The organism is Variovorax sp. H27-G14, assembly GCF_046156345.1.
Classification (GTDB): domain Bacteria; phylum Pseudomonadota; class Gammaproteobacteria; order Burkholderiales; family Burkholderiaceae_C; genus Variovorax.
Genome location: NZ_JAYLVN010000001.1, coordinates 1057532 through 1075816, shown reverse-complemented (window position 1 = coordinate 1075816; position 18285 = coordinate 1057532). Strand labels below are relative to the sequence as shown.

The 18285-nt window shown below is 67.6% G+C and carries 15 protein-coding genes; all 15 read left to right on the top strand.

Annotation, left to right across the window (positions count from 1 at the left end; genetic code table 11):
* Nucleotides 1–173 precede the first annotated feature (173 nt).
* Nucleotides 174–602, top strand: coding sequence for a division/cell wall cluster transcriptional repressor MraZ (gene mraZ / locus VLK31_RS04965; protein ID WP_409167368.1), 429 nt, complete (start codon nucleotides 174–176; stop codon nucleotides 600–602).
* A gap of 8 nt (nucleotides 603–610) precedes the next feature.
* Nucleotides 611–1534, top strand: a complete 924-nt coding sequence (rsmH, locus tag VLK31_RS04960; RefSeq protein WP_409167246.1) for a 16S rRNA (cytosine(1402)-N(4))-methyltransferase RsmH — start codon at nucleotides 611–613, stop codon at nucleotides 1532–1534.
* A gap of 1 nt (nucleotide 1535) precedes the next feature.
* Nucleotides 1536–1898, top strand: a complete 363-nt coding sequence (ftsL, locus tag VLK31_RS04955; protein ID WP_409167245.1) for a cell division protein FtsL — start codon at nucleotides 1536–1538, stop codon at nucleotides 1896–1898.
* Complete coding sequence (locus VLK31_RS04950) at nucleotides 1895–3643, top strand: peptidoglycan D,D-transpeptidase FtsI family protein (RefSeq protein ID WP_409167244.1); 1749 nt, start codon at nucleotides 1895–1897, stop codon at nucleotides 3641–3643. The genes ftsL and VLK31_RS04950 overlap by 4 nt, the downstream gene beginning before the upstream one ends.
* A 2-nt stretch (nucleotides 3644–3645) precedes the next feature.
* Nucleotides 3646–5211 carry a UDP-N-acetylmuramoyl-L-alanyl-D-glutamate--2,6-diaminopimelate ligase gene (locus VLK31_RS04945; RefSeq protein ID WP_409167243.1) on the top strand — a complete coding sequence of 522 codons (1566 nt, stop codon included), beginning with the start codon at nucleotides 3646–3648 and terminating at the stop codon, nucleotides 5209–5211.
* Nucleotides 5208–6662, top strand: a complete 1455-nt coding sequence (murF, locus tag VLK31_RS04940; protein WP_409167242.1) for a UDP-N-acetylmuramoyl-tripeptide--D-alanyl-D-alanine ligase — start codon at nucleotides 5208–5210, stop codon at nucleotides 6660–6662. The genes VLK31_RS04945 and murF overlap by 4 nt, the downstream gene beginning before the upstream one ends.
* 15 nt (nucleotides 6663–6677) lie before the next feature.
* Nucleotides 6678–7856: a phospho-N-acetylmuramoyl-pentapeptide-transferase gene (gene mraY, locus VLK31_RS04935; protein WP_409167241.1), complete on the top strand. Its 1179-nt coding sequence runs from the start codon at nucleotides 6678–6680 to the stop codon at nucleotides 7854–7856.
* A 7-nt stretch (nucleotides 7857–7863) separates the two neighbouring features.
* Entirely contained in the window at nucleotides 7864–10065 is a 2202-nt protein-coding gene (murD, locus tag VLK31_RS04930) for a UDP-N-acetylmuramoyl-L-alanine--D-glutamate ligase (RefSeq protein ID WP_409167240.1), read from the top strand.
* Nucleotides 10062–11360, top strand: a complete 1299-nt coding sequence (ftsW, locus tag VLK31_RS04925) for a putative lipid II flippase FtsW (RefSeq protein WP_409167239.1) — start codon at nucleotides 10062–10064, stop codon at nucleotides 11358–11360. Before murD ends, ftsW begins: the two co-directional genes overlap by 4 nt.
* Nucleotides 11357–12421 carry an undecaprenyldiphospho-muramoylpentapeptide beta-N-acetylglucosaminyltransferase gene (murG, locus tag VLK31_RS04920; RefSeq protein WP_409167238.1) on the top strand — a complete coding sequence of 355 codons (1065 nt, stop codon included), beginning with the start codon at nucleotides 11357–11359 and terminating at the stop codon, nucleotides 12419–12421. The genes ftsW and murG overlap by 4 nt, the downstream gene beginning before the upstream one ends.
* The gene (gene murC, locus VLK31_RS04915; protein ID WP_409167237.1) at nucleotides 12418–13878 is read left to right on the top strand and encodes a UDP-N-acetylmuramate--L-alanine ligase; all 1461 of its coding nucleotides are present in this window, start codon (nucleotides 12418–12420) and stop codon (nucleotides 13876–13878) included. The genes murG and murC overlap by 4 nt, the downstream gene beginning before the upstream one ends.
* Nucleotides 13875–14846: a D-alanine--D-alanine ligase gene (locus VLK31_RS04910; protein ID WP_409167236.1), complete on the top strand. Its 972-nt coding sequence runs from the start codon at nucleotides 13875–13877 to the stop codon at nucleotides 14844–14846. Before murC ends, VLK31_RS04910 begins: the two co-directional genes overlap by 4 nt.
* A 2-nt stretch (nucleotides 14847–14848) precedes the next feature.
* Complete coding sequence (locus tag VLK31_RS04905) at nucleotides 14849–15637, top strand: cell division protein FtsQ/DivIB (protein WP_409167235.1); 789 nt, start codon at nucleotides 14849–14851, stop codon at nucleotides 15635–15637.
* Nucleotides 15638–15665: 28 nt separating this feature from the next.
* Complete coding sequence (gene ftsA / locus VLK31_RS04900; RefSeq protein ID WP_093126106.1) at nucleotides 15666–16895, top strand: cell division protein FtsA; 1230 nt, start codon at nucleotides 15666–15668, stop codon at nucleotides 16893–16895.
* Nucleotides 16896–17063: 168 nt separating this feature from the next.
* Nucleotides 17064–18281, top strand: coding sequence for a cell division protein FtsZ (ftsZ, locus tag VLK31_RS04895; protein ID WP_409167234.1), 1218 nt, complete (start codon nucleotides 17064–17066; stop codon nucleotides 18279–18281).
* Nucleotides 18282–18285: the final 4 nt, after the last annotated feature.

The window sequence follows — 18285 nt, the reverse complement described above, 5'->3', positions numbered from 1 at the left end:
CATTTGGAATCGGCGCTAAGTCGTTGATTCCATTACAAAAAATACCACCAACGGCCAGTTGCTTCCTAAGTGTTTCCTGCTACAGTGCAAAAAAGTGCAGTTAAGTGGGAAAAAGTGCGAGTAGTGCCTGTTCTGGGCGTTGCAGCACCTCCCAACACAGGGGTTTCGTGGTCGTGTTTCAAGGCGCTTCATCGCTCAGTCTGGATGCCAAGGGGCGGCTATCAGTGCCGACCAGGCATCGCGACGTCCTGAGCGCCACGGCAGGCGGCCAACTCACGGTCACCAAGCATCCGCACGGATGCCTGATGGTGTTCCCCCGTCCCGAATGGGAAAAATTTCGCGAGCGCATTGCCGCACTGCCGATGTCGGCACAGTGGTGGAAGCGCGTTTTCCTGGGCAATGCCATGGACGTCGAGATGGACGGCACCGGCCGCATCCTGGTGTCGCCCGAACTGCGTGCGGCCACCGGCATCACGCGCGAGACACTGCTCCTGGGCATGGGCAACCACTTCGAACTCTGGGACAAGGCCACGTACGAGGCCAAGGAGGCCGAGGCCACCCAGGGCGAGATGCCGGATGTGTTTCAGGACTTCGCGTTCTGAGGACTCACGTGAACACCCCATGGACCCATACGACCGTCTTGCTGAACGAAGCGGTGGAAGCTCTTCTTTCAGGCAGCACGGAGGCCGCCGGCACCTACGTGGACGCCACCTTCGGACGGGGAGGGCATGCGCGCGCAATTCTCTCCAGGCTGGGGCCGCAGGGCAGGCTGATCGCATTCGACAAGGATGCGGAAGCAGTGGCCGAAGCAGCGCGCATCTCCGATGCGCGTTTTTCCATCCGGCACCAAGGCTTCCGCTCGCTGGGCGAGCTGCCCGACGCGAGCGTCAACGGCCTGTTGATGGACCTGGGCGTGAGTTCGCCGCAAATCGACAACCCGGTGCGCGGTTTCAGTTTTCGTTTCGACGGCCCGCTCGACATGCGCATGGACACCACGCGCGGCGAGAGCGTGGCCGAGTGGCTGGCAACAGCCGAACTTCAGCAGATTGCAGAGGTGATCCGTGACTATGGCGAAGAACGGTTTGCTGTTCAGGTTGCAAAGGCGATTGTTGCTCGCCGACAAGAACGGGGCCCAATTTCAACCACCACCGAACTGGCCGAGCTCGTGGCTGGCACGGTCAAAACCCGCGAGCAGGGCCAGAACCCTGCAACGCGCACATTTCAGGCTTTTCGGATTTTCATCAACGCCGAGCTTGAAGAGCTGCAACAGGCGCTAGAGGCCAGCCTGTCGGTGCTGCAGCCCGGTGGGCGGCTCGCGGTGATCAGCTTCCACTCGCTGGAAGACCGCATCGTGAAGCAGTTCATCGCCAAGCACTCCAAGGAGGTCTACGACCGCCGCGCGCCCTTTGCCGCGCCCAAGGTGATGAAGCTGCGCGCGCTGGAGCGCATCAAGCCGTCCGAAGACGAAGTGCGCGGCAACCCGCGCTCGCGCAGCGCCATTCTTCGCGTGGCCGAACGCACGGAGGCTGACTGACATGGCCCGCGTGAACCTGCTGCTGATGCTTGCCGTCATTGCGACGGCATTGTTCCTGGTGCACACGCAGTACCAGTCGCGCCAGATCTATACCGAGCTGGACCGCGTGCAGCAGGACGCCCGCCGCCTGGAGCTGGACGGCGACCGCCTGCAGGTTGAAAAGCGTGCCCAGGCCACACCGCTGCGCGTGGAAAAGCTCGCCAAGGAGCAGCTGCAGATGCGCACCACCTCGCCGGCCATCACGCAGTACGTGCGCCCCGACGGCTCGGTGATCCCGGCCGTGGCCCCGGTGGCGCCGACAGTGCCCGCCACCACTGGCGCCAAGCCGGCCAGGCCCGTCACCGCAACGAGGGCCCCGCGATGAGCCGCCGCAGCGTGCGCTACACCACCAGCCCCTTGCTCGCGAGCAAGACGCCGGTGTGGCGCAGCAAGTTCATCGTGGCCGGCATCGCGCTGGGCTTTGTCATGCTGGCGGGCCGGGCCGCATACGTGCAGGTGCTCAACAACAGCTTCTTCCAGCGTCAGGGCGAAGTGCGCTTTGCCCGCACGCTGGAGCTGCCGGCCAACCGTGGCCGCATCCTGGACCGCAATGGCCTGATCCTCGCGTCCAGCGTGGTGGCACCCAGCATCTGGGCCATTCCCGAAGACATCGAGCGCGAAGACCCCGAGGTGCGCGCCAAGCTCAAGCAGGTGGCCAAGCTGCTCGAGATGCCGCAGAAAGACTTCGACAAGAAGCTCGAGGACGAGGACAAGACCTTCGTGTGGGTCAAGCGCCAGGTCGACGAGCCCATTGCAAAGCAGATTGCCGCGTTGGGCATCAAGGGCATCTACCAGCGCCGTGAATACAAGCGCCAGTACCCCGAAGGCGAGGCCGCCGCGCATGTGGTGGGCTTCACCAACGTGGAAGACAGCGGGCAGGAGGGCATCGAGCTCGCCTTCAACAAGGACCTGGCCGGCAAGGCCGGGTCGCGCCGCGTCATCAAGGACCGCCTGGGCCGCGTGGTCGAAGGCGTGGGCGACACCGTGCCGCCGCTGGACGGCAAGGACATTCAGCTCAGCGTGGACAGCAAGGTGCAGTTCTTCGCCTACCAGAAGCTGCGCGACGCCGTGACCGCCCGCAAGGCCAAGGCCGGCAGCGTGGTGGTGCTCGACAGCATCACGGGCGAAGTGCTGGCACTGGCCAACTACCCGAGCTACGTGCCCGACAAGCGCCAGAACCTCACCGGCGAGCAGCTGCGTAACCGCGCGCTCACCGACACCTTCGAGCCCGGCTCCACCATGAAGCCCATCACCGTGGCCATGGCGCTGGAAGCCGGCCGCGTGAAGCCCTCCACGCTGATCGACACCGGCCCCGGCCGCTTTCAGATCGGCGGCTTCACCATCAGCGACACGCACAACTACGGCACGCTGACGGTCGAGGGCGTGATCCAGAAGTCGAGCAACGTCGGCGCGCTCAAGATCGCCCAGAAGATGACCCCGCACGAGATGTGGGACACCTACACCGCGCTGGGCTACGGCCAGAAGCCGCAGATTCAGTTCCCCGGCGCCGTTACCGGCCGGCTGCGCCCCTGGAAGACCTGGAAGCCGGTCGAGCAAGCCACCATGGCCTACGGCTACGGCCTGTCGGCGTCGCTGTTCCAGATGGCGCATTCGTACACCTCGTTTGCGCACGACGGCGCGCTCATTCCGGTCACCATTCTGAAGAACACCGAGCCGCCGGTCGGCGTGCAGGTGTTCTCGCCGTCCAACGCGCTGGCCGTGCGCAAGATGCTGCAGATGGCTGCCGGCCCCGGCGGCACGGGCACGCGCGCGCAAACCATCGGCTACTCGGTCGGCGGCAAGTCGGGCACGGCGCACAAGCAGGTGGGCAAGGGCTACGCAAGCAACAAATACCGCGCCTGGTTCACCGGCATGGCCCCCATCGAGAAGCCCCGAATCATCGTGGCCGTGATGATCGACGAGCCCAGCGACGGCCAGTACTTCGGCGGCGTGGCCGCTGCCCCCGTGTTCAGCGAAGTCGTGCAGCAGACGCTGCGCATGATGAACGTCGCGCCCGATCTGGCAGTCAAACCGCTTGTGATGACGCAGGGCGTCGACGAGAGCTTCTGAACATGCTGACCTTCACTTCCCCCCTCGTGGCAGCGGCCTGGCTCAAGGAGCATGCGCCGCAGTCGCACATGCACGCCGACAGCCGCGCCGTGGGTGCGGGCGACGTGTTCGTCGCCTGGCCCGGCGCCGCCACCGACGGGCGCAAGCATGTGGGGGCCGCGCTGGCGCAGGGCGCCGCCGCGTGCCTGGTCGAGCACGAGGGCGTGGAAGCCTTCGGCTTCGAGGGTGACGAGCGCATCGTGAGCTACCCCGGCCTGAAGGCCGCCACCGGCCCCATTGCCGCCGCCTTCTACGACAACCCCTCGGCCCTGCTCGACGTGCTGGCCGTGACCGGCACCAACGGCAAGACCTCCACCGCCTGGTGGCTGGCCGAGGCGCTTTCCACGCTGCGCGCGGCGGGCGGCGTTCGCGCCCTCACGCTCGACGGCACGGTGCAGCGCGATGCGCCGTCGCCCTGCGCCGTGATGGGCACGCTGGGCATCGGCGTGCCGCCCGCGCTCACCTACACCGGTCTCACCACGCCCGACCCCGTGATGCTGCAGCGCGAACTGCGCGCGCTGGTATCGAACGGCTTCGGCGCCTGCGCCATCGAGGCCTCGTCCATCGGCATTGCCGAGCGCCGGCTCGACGGCACGCGGATCGCGGTGGCCGTGTTCACCAACTTCACGCAGGACCACCTCGACTACCACGGCAGCATGGACGCTTATTGGCAAGCCAAGGCCGAGCTGTTCCGCTGGCCCGGCCTGCGCGCGGCGGTGATCAACATCGACGACACGCACGGCGCCAGCCTGTGCGCCAACCTGCTCGACGCCGGCATCGGCGCGCTCGACGTGTGGACCGTGTCTGCCGACGGCAAGCCGGCTCGCCTGATGGCGCGCGACATCGGCTACGGCGTGCAGGGCCTGCAGTTCTCCGTGGCCGAACACGGCAGCGTAGCGGTGGAGCGCCTGTCGACCGGCCTCATCGGCCAGTACAACGTGGCCAATCTGCTGGGCGTGCTGGGCACGCTGCGCGCGCTGGGCCTCACGCTGTCGCGCGCCGTGGCGGCATGCGCCAACCTCACCAGCGTGCCGGGCCGCATGGACCGCGTCAGCAACTCAAGCAATGGCCAGGGCATGCCGCTGGCCGTGGTCGACTATGCCCACACGCCAGACGCACTCGACAAGGCCCTCATCGGGCTGCGCATGCTTGCAAAGCAACGCGGCGGCGCGCTGTGGTGCCTGTTCGGCTGTGGCGGCGACCGCGACCCGATCAAGCGCCCGATGATGGCCGCCGTGGCCGAGCGTCAGGCCGACCGCGTGGTCGTCACCAGCGACAACCCGCGCAGCGAAAAGCCCGACGCCATCATTGCCCAGGTGTTGCGCGGCTTCTCGCGCCCCGAGGCCGCGCAGGTGCAGCCCGACCGCGCGGCCGCCATTGCCGACGTGCTGGCGCAGGCGGCCCCGCAGGACGTGGTGCTCATCGCCGGCAAGGGCCACGAGACCTGGCAGGACATTGGCGGTGAGCGCATCGCCTTTTCAGACAAGGCCCACGCGCTGGACGCGCTGGCCCGACGAGGTCAGGCATGACCGACACCACCCTCACCATCGACATGACGCCGCTCGACCTCACGCTGGCCGACGTGCAGCAATGGATTCCAGGCTCGCGCCTGGTCGGCGACGGCGCCACTGTCATCGCCCGCGTGCACACCGACACGCGCACGCTCGCGGTGGGCGACCTGTTCGTCGCGCTCAAGGGCGAGCGCTTCGACGCCAACGACTTCCTGGCCGACGCCAGGAACCAGGGCGCCGTGGCCGCCATTGCGCACCACGGCCTGGAGGCCGCTGGCCTGGCCGGTCTGGAGGTGCTCGATTCGCTGGCCGCGCTCGGTGCGCTGGGCGCCGGCTGGCGCGCGCAGTTTGCGCTGCCGCTCATCGCCGTCACCGGCAGCAACGGCAAGACCACGGTCACGCAGATGATTGCGGCCGTGCTGTTCGCGGACCGCGCCCATCAGGCGCTGGCCACGGCCGGCAACTTCAACAACGAGATCGGCGTGCCGCTCACGCTGTTGCGCCTGCGCGCGGCGCACCGGCGCGCGGTGATCGAGCTGGGCATGAACCACCCCGGCGAAATTGCGCGGCTGGCCGCCATTTCGCGCCCGACCATCGCGCTGGTCAACAACGCGCAGCGCGAGCACCAGGAGTTCATGGCCACCGTCGAGGCGGTGGCCGTGGAGAACGCGGCCGTGTTCGCGGTGCTGCCCGACGACGGCACCGCCGTGTTCCCCTTCGGCGACACCTTCACCGCGCTGTGGACCGACATGGCCCGCGCGGGCGGTGCGCGCCGCTGCATCACCTTCGGCGAGGCCGAGGCGGCCGACATTTCGCTCGACAGCGCCACGTGGGCGCAGGGCGCCTGGGCCGTGCGCATCCGCACGCCGCTGGGCGCTTTCGGCACGCGCCTGCACATTGCCGGGCGCCACAACGTCGTCAACGCGCTCGCCGCCACTGCCTGTGCGCTGGCGGCGGGCGTGTCGATCGACACCATTGCCGCGGGCCTGGATGCCTTCGAGCCGGTCAAGGGCCGCTCGCGCGCCAACGAGGTCGTGCTGGCCGACGGCCATGCGCTCACGCTGGTCGACGACAGCTACAACGCCAACCCCGATTCCGTGATCGCCGCCATCGACGTGCTCGCCGCCCTGCCGGGGCCGCGCCTGCTGGTGCTCGGCGAAATGGCCGAGGTGGGCAACCGCTCGCCGGAGTTCCACGCCGAAGTCGGCGCCCGGGCACGGCAGTGCGGCATCGAGTCCGTGTACACGCTGGGCGCCGCCACGGCGCACACCGTCGCTGCTTTTCAGGGAGCCGCCAAGGAAGGCGACGCTCATCATTTCGACGGGTACGACGCGCTTGGCGCGGCCGTGCTCGCGCGGCTGCCGCACGTCGGCAGCGTGCTGGTCAAGGGATCGCGTTCCATGAAGATGGAGCGCGTCGTGAAAGCCATCGAGGCACAACAACAAAAGGAGGCCGGTCATGACGCATGAGCCGCGCGAAAACACATGCTGCTGACCCTTGCCCAATGGCTGCAAACGCTGTCGCCCGAATTCGGGTTTCTGCGCGTTTTTCAGTACCTCACTTTCCGCGCGCTGATGGCCGCGCTGACCGCGCTGGTGGTCGGCCTGGTGGCCGGCCCCTTCGTGATCCGCCGGCTCACCGCGCTCAAGATCGGTCAGCCGGTGCGCGGCTACGGCATGGAAACGCACCTGACCAAAAGCGGCACGCCCACCATGGGCGGCGTGCTGGTGCTGTTTGCCATCGCCTTTGCCACGCTGCTGTGGTTCGATATGTCGAACCGGTTCGTGTGGATCGTGCTGTGGGTCACCATGGGCTTTGGCGCCATTGGCTGGGTGGACGACTGGCGCAAGGTGGTGCGCAAGGACCCGGAAGGCATGCGCTCGCGCGAGAAGTATTTCTGGCAATCGGTGGTGGGCCTGCTGGCGGGCTTCTACCTGCTGTTCAGCATCTCGGAAAGCTCCAACTGGCGCGTGCTGCAGCTGTTCTTTGCCTGGGTGCAGTCGGGCTTCGACCTCAACTTTCCGCCCAAGATCAACCTGCTGGTGCCCTTCTTCAAGGAAGTGAGCTACCCGCTGGGCGGCATCGGCTTTGTCATCCTCACGTACCTGGTGATCGTGGGCTCGAGCAATGCGGTGAACCTGACCGACGGCCTGGACGGCCTGGCGATCATGCCGGTGGTGATGGTGGGCTCGGCGCTGGGCGTGTTCGCCTATGTCGCGGGCAGCGCGGTGTATTCCAAGTACCTGCTGTTCCCCAACATTCCGGGCTCTGGCGAACTGCTGGTGTTCTGCTCGGCCATGGCCGGCGCGGGCCTGGCGTTTCTGTGGTTCAACACGCACCCGGCGCAGGTGTTCATGGGCGACGTGGGCGCGCTGGCGCTGGGCGGCGCGCTGGGCACCATCGCGGTCATCGTGCGCCAGGAAATCGTGTTCTTCATCATGGGCGGCATCTTTGTGGTCGAGGCCGTCTCGGTGATGGCGCAGGTGATGTACTTCAAGTACACCAAGAAGCGCTACGGCGAAGGCCGTCGCGTGCTCAAGATGGCGCCGCTGCACCACCACTTCGAGAAGAGCGGCTGGCGCGAGACGCAGGTTGTGGTGCGCTTCTGGATCATCACGATGCTGCTGTGCCTCGTGGGCCTGTCCACGCTGAAGCTGCGGTAACGCCAACATGCGGCATCTGAAAGACCTCCCCGTTCTCGTCCTCGGCCTCGGTGCGTCCGGGCTGGCGATGGCGCGCTGGTGCGCGCGCCACGGCGCGGTCGTGACCGTGGCCGACACGCGCGAGGCGCCGGCGGCGCTGGCCACGCTGAAGGCGGAACTGCCGGAGGTGAGCTTCGTCGGCGGGCCGTTCTCGGCCGCGCTGGTCGAAGGCACGCCGATTCGCGCGGTGTACCGCTCGCCGGGCCTCTCGCCCGAGACCATCGCGCCGGTGGCCGACGCGGCGCGGGCCATGGGCCTGCCGGTCGGCGGCGAGCTCGACCTGTTCGCGCGCGCCTTGCTCGATCTGCAGACGGTCGAAGTGCCGGTGGCCGAGGTTGAGCCCGAATCCGAAGCTGAAGCCGGTGTGCAAGCCGCAGCGGAAGTGGCTGGCGAAGCCGAGCCAACTGAAGTGGTCGACGCGAGCGAGGCCGTTGAACCCGTGGTGCCTGCCGCGGAACCGGTGGAGGCCGCACCAGCCGCAGAGCCTGTTGAAGCCCAGGCAGAGCCGACCGCTCCCGCCATGGCGGAAGCGATCCCGCGCGATCCGGCGATCAGCGTGGCCGTGCCCGTTCCACCAGAAGCGCCGGCCGAGCCTGTCGCTGCCGACGCAACAACCGAGCCGACGGTGCCCGCAGCGAGCGACATCGACGTGGTCTCGCAAGAGGCTGCGGTTGAAGTGCCCGTGGGCGAGCCGGTTGATGCAGGTGAACTGCCTGAAGTGGCCGAAGCAGCAGAAGCAGCAGAAGCGCCCGAAGCGCCTGAAGCGCCTGAAGCGACACCCGCACCCGCGACCATCTCCCGCCTCCCCACAACCGGCAAGCCCTACGTGCCCACGGCCGCCAGGGAAGCCGCGGAGTTCGTCGCCAAGATCGCCGAACTCGCCGCCACTAACCCGGCTTCTGCCGCGGTGGAAGAAGAAACGCCTCAGCTCGAACTGGCACCCCCGGTCGAGCCCGAAGCGCCCAAGGGCTACAAGCCCGCCGTGCTCGCCATCACCGGCACCAATGGCAAGACGACCGTCACCGCGCTCACCGGTCAGCTGGTCGAGCGCGCGGGCAAGAGCGTGGCCGTGGCCGGCAACATCGGCCCGACGCTGCTCGACACGCTGTGGGCACACATGGCCGCCCACACGCTGCCCGACGTGTGGGTGCTCGAGCTGTCGAGCTTTCAGCTCGACGGCGTGCAGGGCTTCGAGCCCACCGCCGCCACCGTGCTCAACCTCACGCAGGACCACCTCGACTGGCACGGCGACATGAAGGCGTATGCCGCGGCCAAGGCGCGCGTCTTCGGCGCGCGCGGCCTCATGGTGCTGAACCGCGACGACGCCGGCGTGATGGCCCTGCTGCCCCCGCCGGTGCGCGCCAAGCTGCAGCGCCCGCAGATTCGCACGCACGTCACCTTCGGCTCGGCCATGCCGCTGCGCCCGGGGGACTACGGCATCGAGCGCGTCAACGGCATGACCTGGCTGGTGCGCGCGCTGGAAGCCGACGAAACGCAGAAGCGCAAGCGCGGCGCGGTGGTGGAAGAAGAAATTTTTCTGCAGCGCCTGATGCCCGCCGACGCGCTGCGCATTCGCGGCCGCCACAACGCGCTGAACGCACTGGCCGCGCTGGCGCTGGCCAGTGCCGCCGACTGTGCGCTCGGCCCCATGCTCTACGGCCTGCGCGAATACCGCGGCGAGCCGCACCGCGTGGAAGCCGTCACCATCGTGGACGAGGTCGAGTTCTTCGACGACAGCAAGGGCACCAACGTGGGCGCCACCGTGGCCGCGCTCGTCGGCCTGGGTGAAGAGCGCCGCGTGGTCGTGATCCTTGGCGGCGAAGGCAAGGGGCAAGACTTCGGGCCGCTGGCCGACCCGGTGCGCCAGTACGCACGCGCCGTGGTGCTCATCGGGCGCGACGCGCCGCTCATCGAGGCCGCGCTGGCGCCAACGGGCGTCACCATCAAGCATGCCGCCTCGATGCACGAGGCCGTGCAGCTGGCCGGCGCGCGCGCCAACCCGGGCGATGCCGTGCTGCTGTCGCCCGCGTGCGCGAGCTTCGACATGTTCAAGGACTACGCGCACCGCGCCGAGGTGTTCCGCGGGGCCGTGCAGGCCTACGAGGACAGCCCGCGCGGCCTGGTGGAAGCCGACGGCCAGGCTTCAGATTCGACGGAGGAACCGCTTTGAACCCTGCCGCCGCGGGCGCCACGCCCAACACCCGCACCAGCCGCTTCGGTGGCTGGTTCAGGCGCGCCCGCAGCGGGATCGACGCGCTGCCGGTGCACCTGCCCGTGCGGTTGGGCGGCGCTGGCATCGCGCAGACCAAGGCCACGCCAATGCGCGTGCTCGGCTTCGACCAGGCGCTGGTGTGGGTCACGGTCGCGCTGCTGACCTGGGGCCTGATCATGGTGTATTCGGCCTCCATCGCGCTGCCCGACAACCCGCGCTTTGCACGCGCCGGCTACAGCGCTTCGTTCTTCCTCACGCGGCATGCCGCGTCGGTGGCCATTGCGTTCGTCGCCGCGCTGCTGGCCTTTCAGATTCCCATGAAGACCTGGGAGCGCATTGCGCCCTGGCTCTTCGTGGCGTCGCTGCTGCTGCTGGTGGCGGTGCTCATTCCGCACGTCGGCATCAACGTGAACGGCGCGCGCCGCTGGCTGCCGATGGGCTTCATGCGCTTTCAGCCATCGGAGCTCGCCAAGCTGGCGATGGTGCTCTACGCCGCCAGCTACATGGTGCGCAAGATGGAGATCAAGGAGCGCTTCTTCCGCGCCGTGCTGCCGATGGGCATTGCGGTGGTGGTGGTCGGCATGCTGGTGATGGCCGAGCCCGACATGGGCGCGTTCATGGTGATCGCGGTGATCGCCATGGGCATCCTGTTTCTGGGCGGCGTGAACGCGCGCATGTTCTTCGTGATTGCCGCGCTGGTGGTGGTGGCCTTCGGCAGCATCGTGGCAAGCAGCCCGTGGCGGCGTGAGCGCATCTTTGCGTACCTCGATCCGTGGAGCGAGGAGCACGCGCTGGGCAAGGGCTACCAGCTGTCGCACTCGCTGATCGCCATCGGGCGCGGCGAGATCTTCGGCGTGGGCCTGGGTGGCAGCGTTGAAAAGCTGCACTGGCTGCCCGAGGCGCACACCGACTTTCTGCTCGCGGTGATCGGCGAAGAGTTCGGCCTGGTCGGCGTGCTGCTGATCATCGGCCTGTTCCTGTGGCTCACGCGCCGCATCATGCACATCGGCCGCCAGGCCATTGCACTCGACCGCGTGTTCTCGGGCCTCGTGGCCCAGGGCGTGGGTGTGTGGATCGGCTTTCAGGCCTTCATCAACATGGGCGTGAACCTGGGCGCACTGCCGACCAAGGGCCTGACCCTGCCGCTGATGAGCTTCGGCGGCTCGGCCATCTTGATGAACATGGTGGCGCTGGCCATCGTGCTGCGCATCGACTATGAAAACCGCGTGCTGATGCGTGGGGGCCGCGTATGACCGGGCGCACCGCACTCGTCATGGCCGGCGGCACGGGCGGCCACATCTTCCCCGGACTCGCGGTGGCGGAGGCCCTGCGCGAGCGCGGCTGGCGCGTGCACTGGCTGGGCGCGCCCGGCAGCATGGAAGAAAAACTGGTGCCGCCGCGCGGCTTCGCGTTCGAGCCGGTGCAGTTCGGCGGCGTGCGCGGCAAGGGCCCGCTCACGCTGTTTTTGTTGCCGCTGCGCCTGCTGCGCGCCTTCTGGCAGAGCCTGGGCGTGGTGCGCCGCGTGAAGCCCGACGTGCTGGTGGGCCTGGGCGGCTACATCACCTTTCCGGGCGCCATGATGGGCGTGCTCATGGGCAAGCCGCTGGTGCTGCACGAGCAGAATTCGGTGGCCGGCCTCGCCAACAAGGTGCTGGCGGGCGTGGCCGACCGTGTGTTCACAGCGTTCCCCGATGTGCTGAAGAAGGCGCAGTGGGTGGGCAATCCGTTGCGCGCCGCGTTCACCTCGCAGCCCGATCCGGCCACGCGTTTCGCGGGCCGCACCGGTCCGCTGAAGTTGCTGGTGGTGGGCGGCAGCCTGGGTGCGCGCGGCCTCAACACCGTGGTGCCGCAGGCGCTGGCGCGCATTGCGCCCGAGGCGCGCCCGCGGGTGCTGCACCAGAGCGGCGCCAAGCAGATCGACGAGCTGCGTGCCAACTACACGGCGGCCGGCGTGCAGGGCGAGCTCACGCCCTTCATCGAAGACACCGCGCAGGCCTATGCGGACGCCGACATCATCGTCGCGCGCGCCGGCGCCAGCACCGTCACAGAAATCGCGGCCGTCGGCGCAGCAGCGCTGTTCGTGCCTTTCCCTTCGGCGGTCGACGACCACCAGACCACCAACGCACGCTTCCTTGTGGACGCGGGCGGCGGATGGCTGGTGCAGCAGGCCGACCTCACTCCTGAATTGCTGGCTGATTTGCTACAGAAAACCGGGCGCACCGCGCTGATCGAACGGGCCGCCAAGGCCAAGACCCTGCAGAAGACCGAAGCAGTAGACGCCGTTGTTCGCGCCTGCGAGGAGCTTGCCAAATGAAGCACGCGATTCGTCACATCCATTTCGTCGGCGTCGGCGGCTCGGGCATGAGCGGCATTGCCGAAGTGCTGCTGAACCTGGGCTACCGCATCACCGGCTCCGACCTGGCCGACAGCGTCACGCTGCGCCGCCTGGCGGGCCTGGGCATCGGCACCTTCGTGGGCCATGCGGCCGCGAACATCGAGGGCGCCGACGCGGTCGTCACCTCCACCGCCGTGCAGTCGGACAACCCCGAGGTGCTGGCCGCGCGCGAGAAGCGCATTCCGGTGGTGCCGCGCGCGGTGATGCTGGCCGAGCTAATGCGCCTGAAGCAGGGCATTGCCATTGCCGGCACGCACGGCAAGACCACCACCACCAGCCTGGTGGCGAGCGTGCTCGACGCCGCGGGCCTGGACCCGACCTTCGTGATCGGCGGGCGCCTGAACAGCGCCGGCGCCAACGCGCAGCTGGGCAGCGGCGACTACATCGTGGTCGAGGCCGACGAATCGGACGCGTCGTTCTTGAACCTGCTGCCGGTGATGGCGGTGGTGACGAACATCGACGCCGACCACATGGAGACCTACGGGCACGACTTCGCGAACCTGAAGAAGGCCTTCGTCGACTTTCTGCACCGCATGCCGTTCTACGGCGTGGCCATTCTGTGCACCGACGACGCAGCGGTGCGCGAGATCGTGTCGCAGGTGACCTGCCCCGTCACCAGCTACGGCTTTGGCGCAGACGCCCAGGTGCGCGCCATCGACGTGCGCCCGGTCGGCGCCCAGATGCATTTCACCGCGCAGCGACGCAATGGCGTGACGCTGCCCGACCTGCCCATCGTGCTGAACCTGCCGGGCGAGCACAACGTGCTGAATGCGCTTTCGGTGATTGCCGTGGCGGTGGAGCTGGGCATTCCCGATGAGGCGGTGCAGCGCGGGCTGGCCGGTTTCAAGGGTGTGGGCCGGCGCTTTCAGAGCTATGGAGAAGTGGCGGTGCAGGGCGAGGGTGCCACGGGCACCTTCACCGTCATCGACGACTACGGGCACCACCCGGTCGAAATGGCCGCCACCATTGCCGCCGCACGCGGCGCTTTCCCGGGCCGCCGGCTGGTGCTGGCGTTTCAGCCGCACCGCTACACCCGCACGCGCGACTGCTTCGAAGATTTCGTGAAGGTCATCGGCACGGCCGACGCGGTGCTGCTGGGCGAGGTGTATGCCGCCGGCGAGTCGCCCATCGTGGCGGCAGACGGCCGCACGCTGGCGCGTGCACTGCGCGTGGCCGGCAAGGTGGAGCCGGTGTTCGTCGACGACATCGCCGCCATGCCGCGCGCCATTCTGGACAACGCCCGCGCGGGCGACGTGGTGCTCTCCATGGGCGCCGGATCGATTGGCGCGGTGCCGGGCAAGGTGGTCGAGCTTGGCTCGGTGGCCGCCGCATCTTCAACATCGCAGCGCGACGCGCTCACAGGGAGGGCCGAATGAGCCTTCAGAACCCCCAGCTTTTCGGCAAGGTCGCCGTGCTGTTCGGCGGCAGCTCCGCCGAACGCGAAGTCTCCTTGATGTCGGGCACCGGCGTGCTCGAGGCCCTGCGTTCGCGCGGCGTGGACGCCCATGCCTTCGACCCGTCGCAGCGCGAGCTCACCGACCTGAAGCGCGAAGGCTTCGCGCGCTGCTTCGTCGCGCTGCACGGCCGCCACGGCGAAGACGGCACCGTGCAGGGCGCGCTCGAGCTGCTTGGCATTCCCTACACCGGCTCTGGCGTGATGGCCTCGAGCGTGGCCATGGACAAGGTCATGACCAAGCGCATCTGGCAGGCCGACAACCTGCCCACGCCCAAGTACGTGCGCCTGGCCTTCGACCAGCAAAGCCGCGAGCAGGTGATGGCCGTGCCCGACGTGCTCGGCCTGCCGCTGATCGTGAAGCCGCCGCGCGAGGGCTCGTCCATCGGCGTGACCAAGGTCGAGGGCTACTCGCAGATGCAGGACGCGGTGACGCTGTCCGCCAGATACGACGCCGATGTGCTCTGCGAAGAGTTCATCCAAGGCGAAGAGGTGACCTGCGCCGTGCTGGGCTTTGGCCTGGACGCGCGCGCGCTGCCGGTGGTGCGCATCGCCGCGCCCGAGGGCGCCTACGACTACCAGAACAAGTACTTCACCGACGACGTGAAGTACCACTGCCCGAGCGGCCTGCCCGAAGCCGAAGAGCACGAGATCCAGCGCATCACGCTGGCCGCGTACCGCACGCTCGGCTGCCGCGGCTGGGGCCGCGCCGACGTGATGATTCGCGCCAGCGACCGCAAGCCCTTTCTGCTGGAGATGAACACCTCGCCCGGCATGACCAGCCATTCGCTGGTGCCGATGTCCGCGCGCGCCGCGGGCATTGCCTACGAAGACCTGTGCCTGCGCGTGCTGGCATCGGCTTCGCTGGACGCTACGGGAGGCTCGCAATAGCCATGGCCGACAGCATCCCCGCGCCCTTCGACGTCAAGCTCATGAACATCGTCGCGAACATCGCCTTCGTGATGGTCACGCTCATGCTGCTGGCGGCGGGCGCCTGGTGGGTGCTGCGCCAACCCTTCTTTCCGCTGGCCGGCATCAAGGTGGACGGCGAGGTGACGCACAACAACGCGGTGACCCTGCGCGCCAACGTGGCACCGCAGCTGAACGGCAACTTCTTCACCATCGACCTGGGGCGCGCGCGTGCCGCCTTCGAGTCGGTGCCGTGGGTGCGCAGCGCGGTGGTGCGGCGCGAGTTCCCCAACAAGCTGCATGTGACGCTGACCGAGCAGGTGCCGGTGGCCACCTGGGGCGACGACGCGGGCTCCAAGCTCATCAACGGCTTTGGCGATGTGTTCGAGGCCAACGTGGCGGAGGTGGACGACAACCTGCCGCGCCTGGACGGCCCGGTGGAGCAAGCCGGGCAGGTGCTGGGCATGTACCGCGTGCTGCAGCCGCAGTTCGAGCCTTACGAGCTGAGCATCGACGAGCTCACGCTGTCGAGCCGCGGCAGCTGGAAGGTGGTGCTCGACAGCGGCGCGCAGATCGAACTCGGCCGCGGCCAGAGCGAGGAAGTGACGGCCCGGCTGCAGCGCTTTTTGAAGACCGTGACCCAGGTCGCGGCCCAGTACCGGCGTTCGGTCGCCGATGTCGAAGGCGCTGATCTGCGCCACAACGACGCGTATGCATTGCGGCTGCGCGGCGTCACCACGGTCTCGCCAGAGACCCCAAGAAAAATCAAGTAGCGAACACCGAGGAATCGAGGACATATCAATGCCCAAAGAATACAAAGACCTGGTCGTAGGACTCGACATCGGCACCGCCAAGGTCATGGTGGTGGTGGCCGAGGTGCTGCCCGGGGGCGAGCTCAAGCTGGCCGGCCTGGGCATTGCGCCCAGCAACGGACTGAAGCGCGGCGTGGTGGTGAACATCGACGCCACGGTGCAGAGCATTCAGCAGGCCTTGAAGGAGGCCGAGCTGATGGCCGACTGCAAGATCAGCCGCGTGTACACCGGCATCACCGGCAGCCACATCCGCGGCATCAACTCCAGCGGCATGGTGGCGGTGAAGGACAAGGAAGTGACGCCGGCCGACGTGGCCCGCGTGGTGGAGACGGCGCGCGCCATCAACATCTCCAGCGACCAGCGCTTGCTGCTGGTGGAGCCGCAGGAGTTTGTGATCGACGGGCAGGATGTGAAGGAGCCGATCGGCATGAGCGGCATGCGCCTTGAAGCCAAGGTGCACATCGTGACCGGCGCGCAGAGCGCGGCCGAGAACATCATCAAGTGCGTGCGCCGCTGCGGCCTGGAGGTCGACCAGCTGATGCTGAACCCGCTGGCCTCGAGCCAGGCGGTGCTGACCGAAGACGAGCGCGAGCTGGGCGTGGTGCTGGTGGACATTGGCGCGGGCACCACCGACGTGGCGATCTTCACCAACGGCGCGATCCGCCACACGGCGGTGATTCCGATTGCGGGCGACCTCATCACCAGCGACATTGCGATGGCGCTGCGCACGCCCACCAAGGACGCGGAAGACATCAAGGTGGAGCATGGCTACGCCAAGCAACTGCTGGCCGACCCCGAGTCGCAGGTGGAAGTGCCGGGCCTGGGCGACCGCGGTCCGCGCATGCTGAGCAAGCAGGCGCTGGCCGGTGTGATCGAGCCGCGCATCGAAGAAATTTTCTCGCTGGTGCAGCAGGTGGTGCGCGAGTCGGGCTACGAAGAAGTGCTGTCGTCGGGCGTGGTGCTCACGGGCGGCAGCGCGGTGATGCCGGGCATGGTCGAGCTGGGCGAAGACATCTTTCTGAAGCCCGTGCGACGCGGCATTCCGAAGTATTCGAGCGCCTTGTCCGACATGGTTGCGCAGCCTCGCGCAGCTACAGTCATGGGCCTTCTCGAAGAGGCACGCTTCGCACGCATGCGTGGCTTCAAGGTGGCACAGAAGAATGGGTCGGTAAAGACTGCATTCGGACGTTTCAAAGACTTCATCGTGGGGAATTTCTAGCCATGATCAAGTCTCCACTGTGGCTTGCCCGCGGCAGCCCCCCCTTGCATTTCAACGAGCGATGGCGACGCACAGGTCCACCGCCATGACGCTCGAACGTTGATCTCGTCACGGCAGAAGAATATTCACAGATACACAACGGCAACTGCAAGATTCAAGGAGTTAAAAATGACCATCGAAATGATCGAAGTCGAAGAGTTCAATCAGGGCACGCAGATCAAGGTGATCGGTGTTGGCGGTGGCGGCGGCAATGCGGTCGCCCACATGATGGAGCGTGGCGTGCAGGGCGTTCAGTTCGTCTGCGCGAACACCGACGCACAGGCACTGCAACGCAGCAATGCGCACAAGATCATCCAGCTCGGCACCAGCGGCCTGGGCGCGGGCAGCAAGCCCGACAAGGGCCGTGCGGCGGCCGAGCTCGCGGTGGACGACATTCGCGCGGCCATCGACGGCGCGCACATGCTGTTCATCACGGCCGGCATGGGCGGCGGCACGGGCACCGGCGCGGCACCCGTGATTGCGCGCGTGGCCAAGGAAATGGGCATCCTCACCGTGGGTGTGGTGACCAAGCCCTTCGACTGGGAAGGCGGACGCCGCATGACCAACGCCGACGCCGGCCTGGTCGAGCTCGAAGCCAATGTCGACTCGCTGATCGTGGTGCTCAACGAGAAGCTGCTCGACGTGCTGGGTGAAGACGTCACGCAGGACGAAGCCTTCGCGCAGGCCAACGATGTGCTGAAGAACGCCGTGGGCGGCATCTCGGAAATCATCAACGAGTACGGCGGCGTGAACGTCGACTTCGAAGACGTGCGCACCGTCATGGGCGAACCCGGCAAGGCCATGATGGGCACGGCCGCGGCCGCGGGCCCGGACCGCGCGCGCATCGCCGCCGAACAGGCCGTGGCCTGCCCGCTGCTCGAAGGCATCGACCTGTCGGGCGCCAAGGGCGTGCTGGTGCTGGTGACGGCATCGAAGGGTTCGCTGAAGCTGAACGAGTCGAAGCTGGCGATGAACACCATCCGCGCCTACGCCTCGCCGGACGCGCACGTGATCTACGGCGCAGCCTACGACGACAGCCTGGGCGACGAAATGCGCGTGACCGTGGTGGCCACGGGCCTGTCGCGTGTCGACGCACGCCGCCAGGCCCCGACGCTGGAAGTGATTCGCACCGGCACCGACAACATCGGCTTCACCGTGCCGACGCTCGGCGGCACGGGCCACGCCAGCAGCGGTGGCCATGGCAGCCAGCCGAACTACGACGGCATGGCCGTTCCCAGCGTGTGGCGCACCAACCGCACGATGGCCGCCGCCAAGGTCGACGCGCTGTCTTCGGGCGGCATGGACGACTTCGAGATTCCGGCCTTCCTGCGTCGCCAGGCAGACTGAACTG

Excerpts from the sequence above, each read along its gene's own strand:
- ftsL (WP_409167245.1), top strand. The coding sequence starts at position 1,536 with ATGGCCCGCGTGAACCTGCTGCTGATGCTTGCCGTCATTGCGACGGCA.
- ftsZ (WP_409167234.1), top strand. The coding sequence starts at position 17,064 with ATGACCATCGAAATGATCGAAGTCGAAGAGTTCAATCAGGGCACGCAG.
- VLK31_RS04950 (WP_409167244.1), top strand. The coding sequence starts at position 1,895 with ATGAGCCGCCGCAGCGTGCGCTACACCACCAGCCCCTTGCTCGCGAGC.
- mraY (WP_409167241.1), top strand. The coding sequence starts at position 6,678 with ATGCTGCTGACCCTTGCCCAATGGCTGCAAACGCTGTCGCCCGAATTC.
- murF (WP_409167242.1), top strand. The coding sequence starts at position 5,208 with ATGACCGACACCACCCTCACCATCGACATGACGCCGCTCGACCTCACG.
- murD (WP_409167240.1), top strand. The coding sequence starts at position 7,864 with ATGCGGCATCTGAAAGACCTCCCCGTTCTCGTCCTCGGCCTCGGTGCG.
- murG (WP_409167238.1), top strand. The coding sequence starts at position 11,357 with ATGACCGGGCGCACCGCACTCGTCATGGCCGGCGGCACGGGCGGCCAC.
- murC (WP_409167237.1), top strand. The coding sequence starts at position 12,418 with ATGAAGCACGCGATTCGTCACATCCATTTCGTCGGCGTCGGCGGCTCG.
- VLK31_RS04905 (WP_409167235.1), top strand. The coding sequence starts at position 14,849 with ATGGCCGACAGCATCCCCGCGCCCTTCGACGTCAAGCTCATGAACATC.
- VLK31_RS04945 (WP_409167243.1), top strand. The coding sequence starts at position 3,646 with ATGCTGACCTTCACTTCCCCCCTCGTGGCAGCGGCCTGGCTCAAGGAG.
- ftsA (WP_093126106.1), top strand. The coding sequence starts at position 15,666 with ATGCCCAAAGAATACAAAGACCTGGTCGTAGGACTCGACATCGGCACC.
- VLK31_RS04910 (WP_409167236.1), top strand. The coding sequence starts at position 13,875 with ATGAGCCTTCAGAACCCCCAGCTTTTCGGCAAGGTCGCCGTGCTGTTC.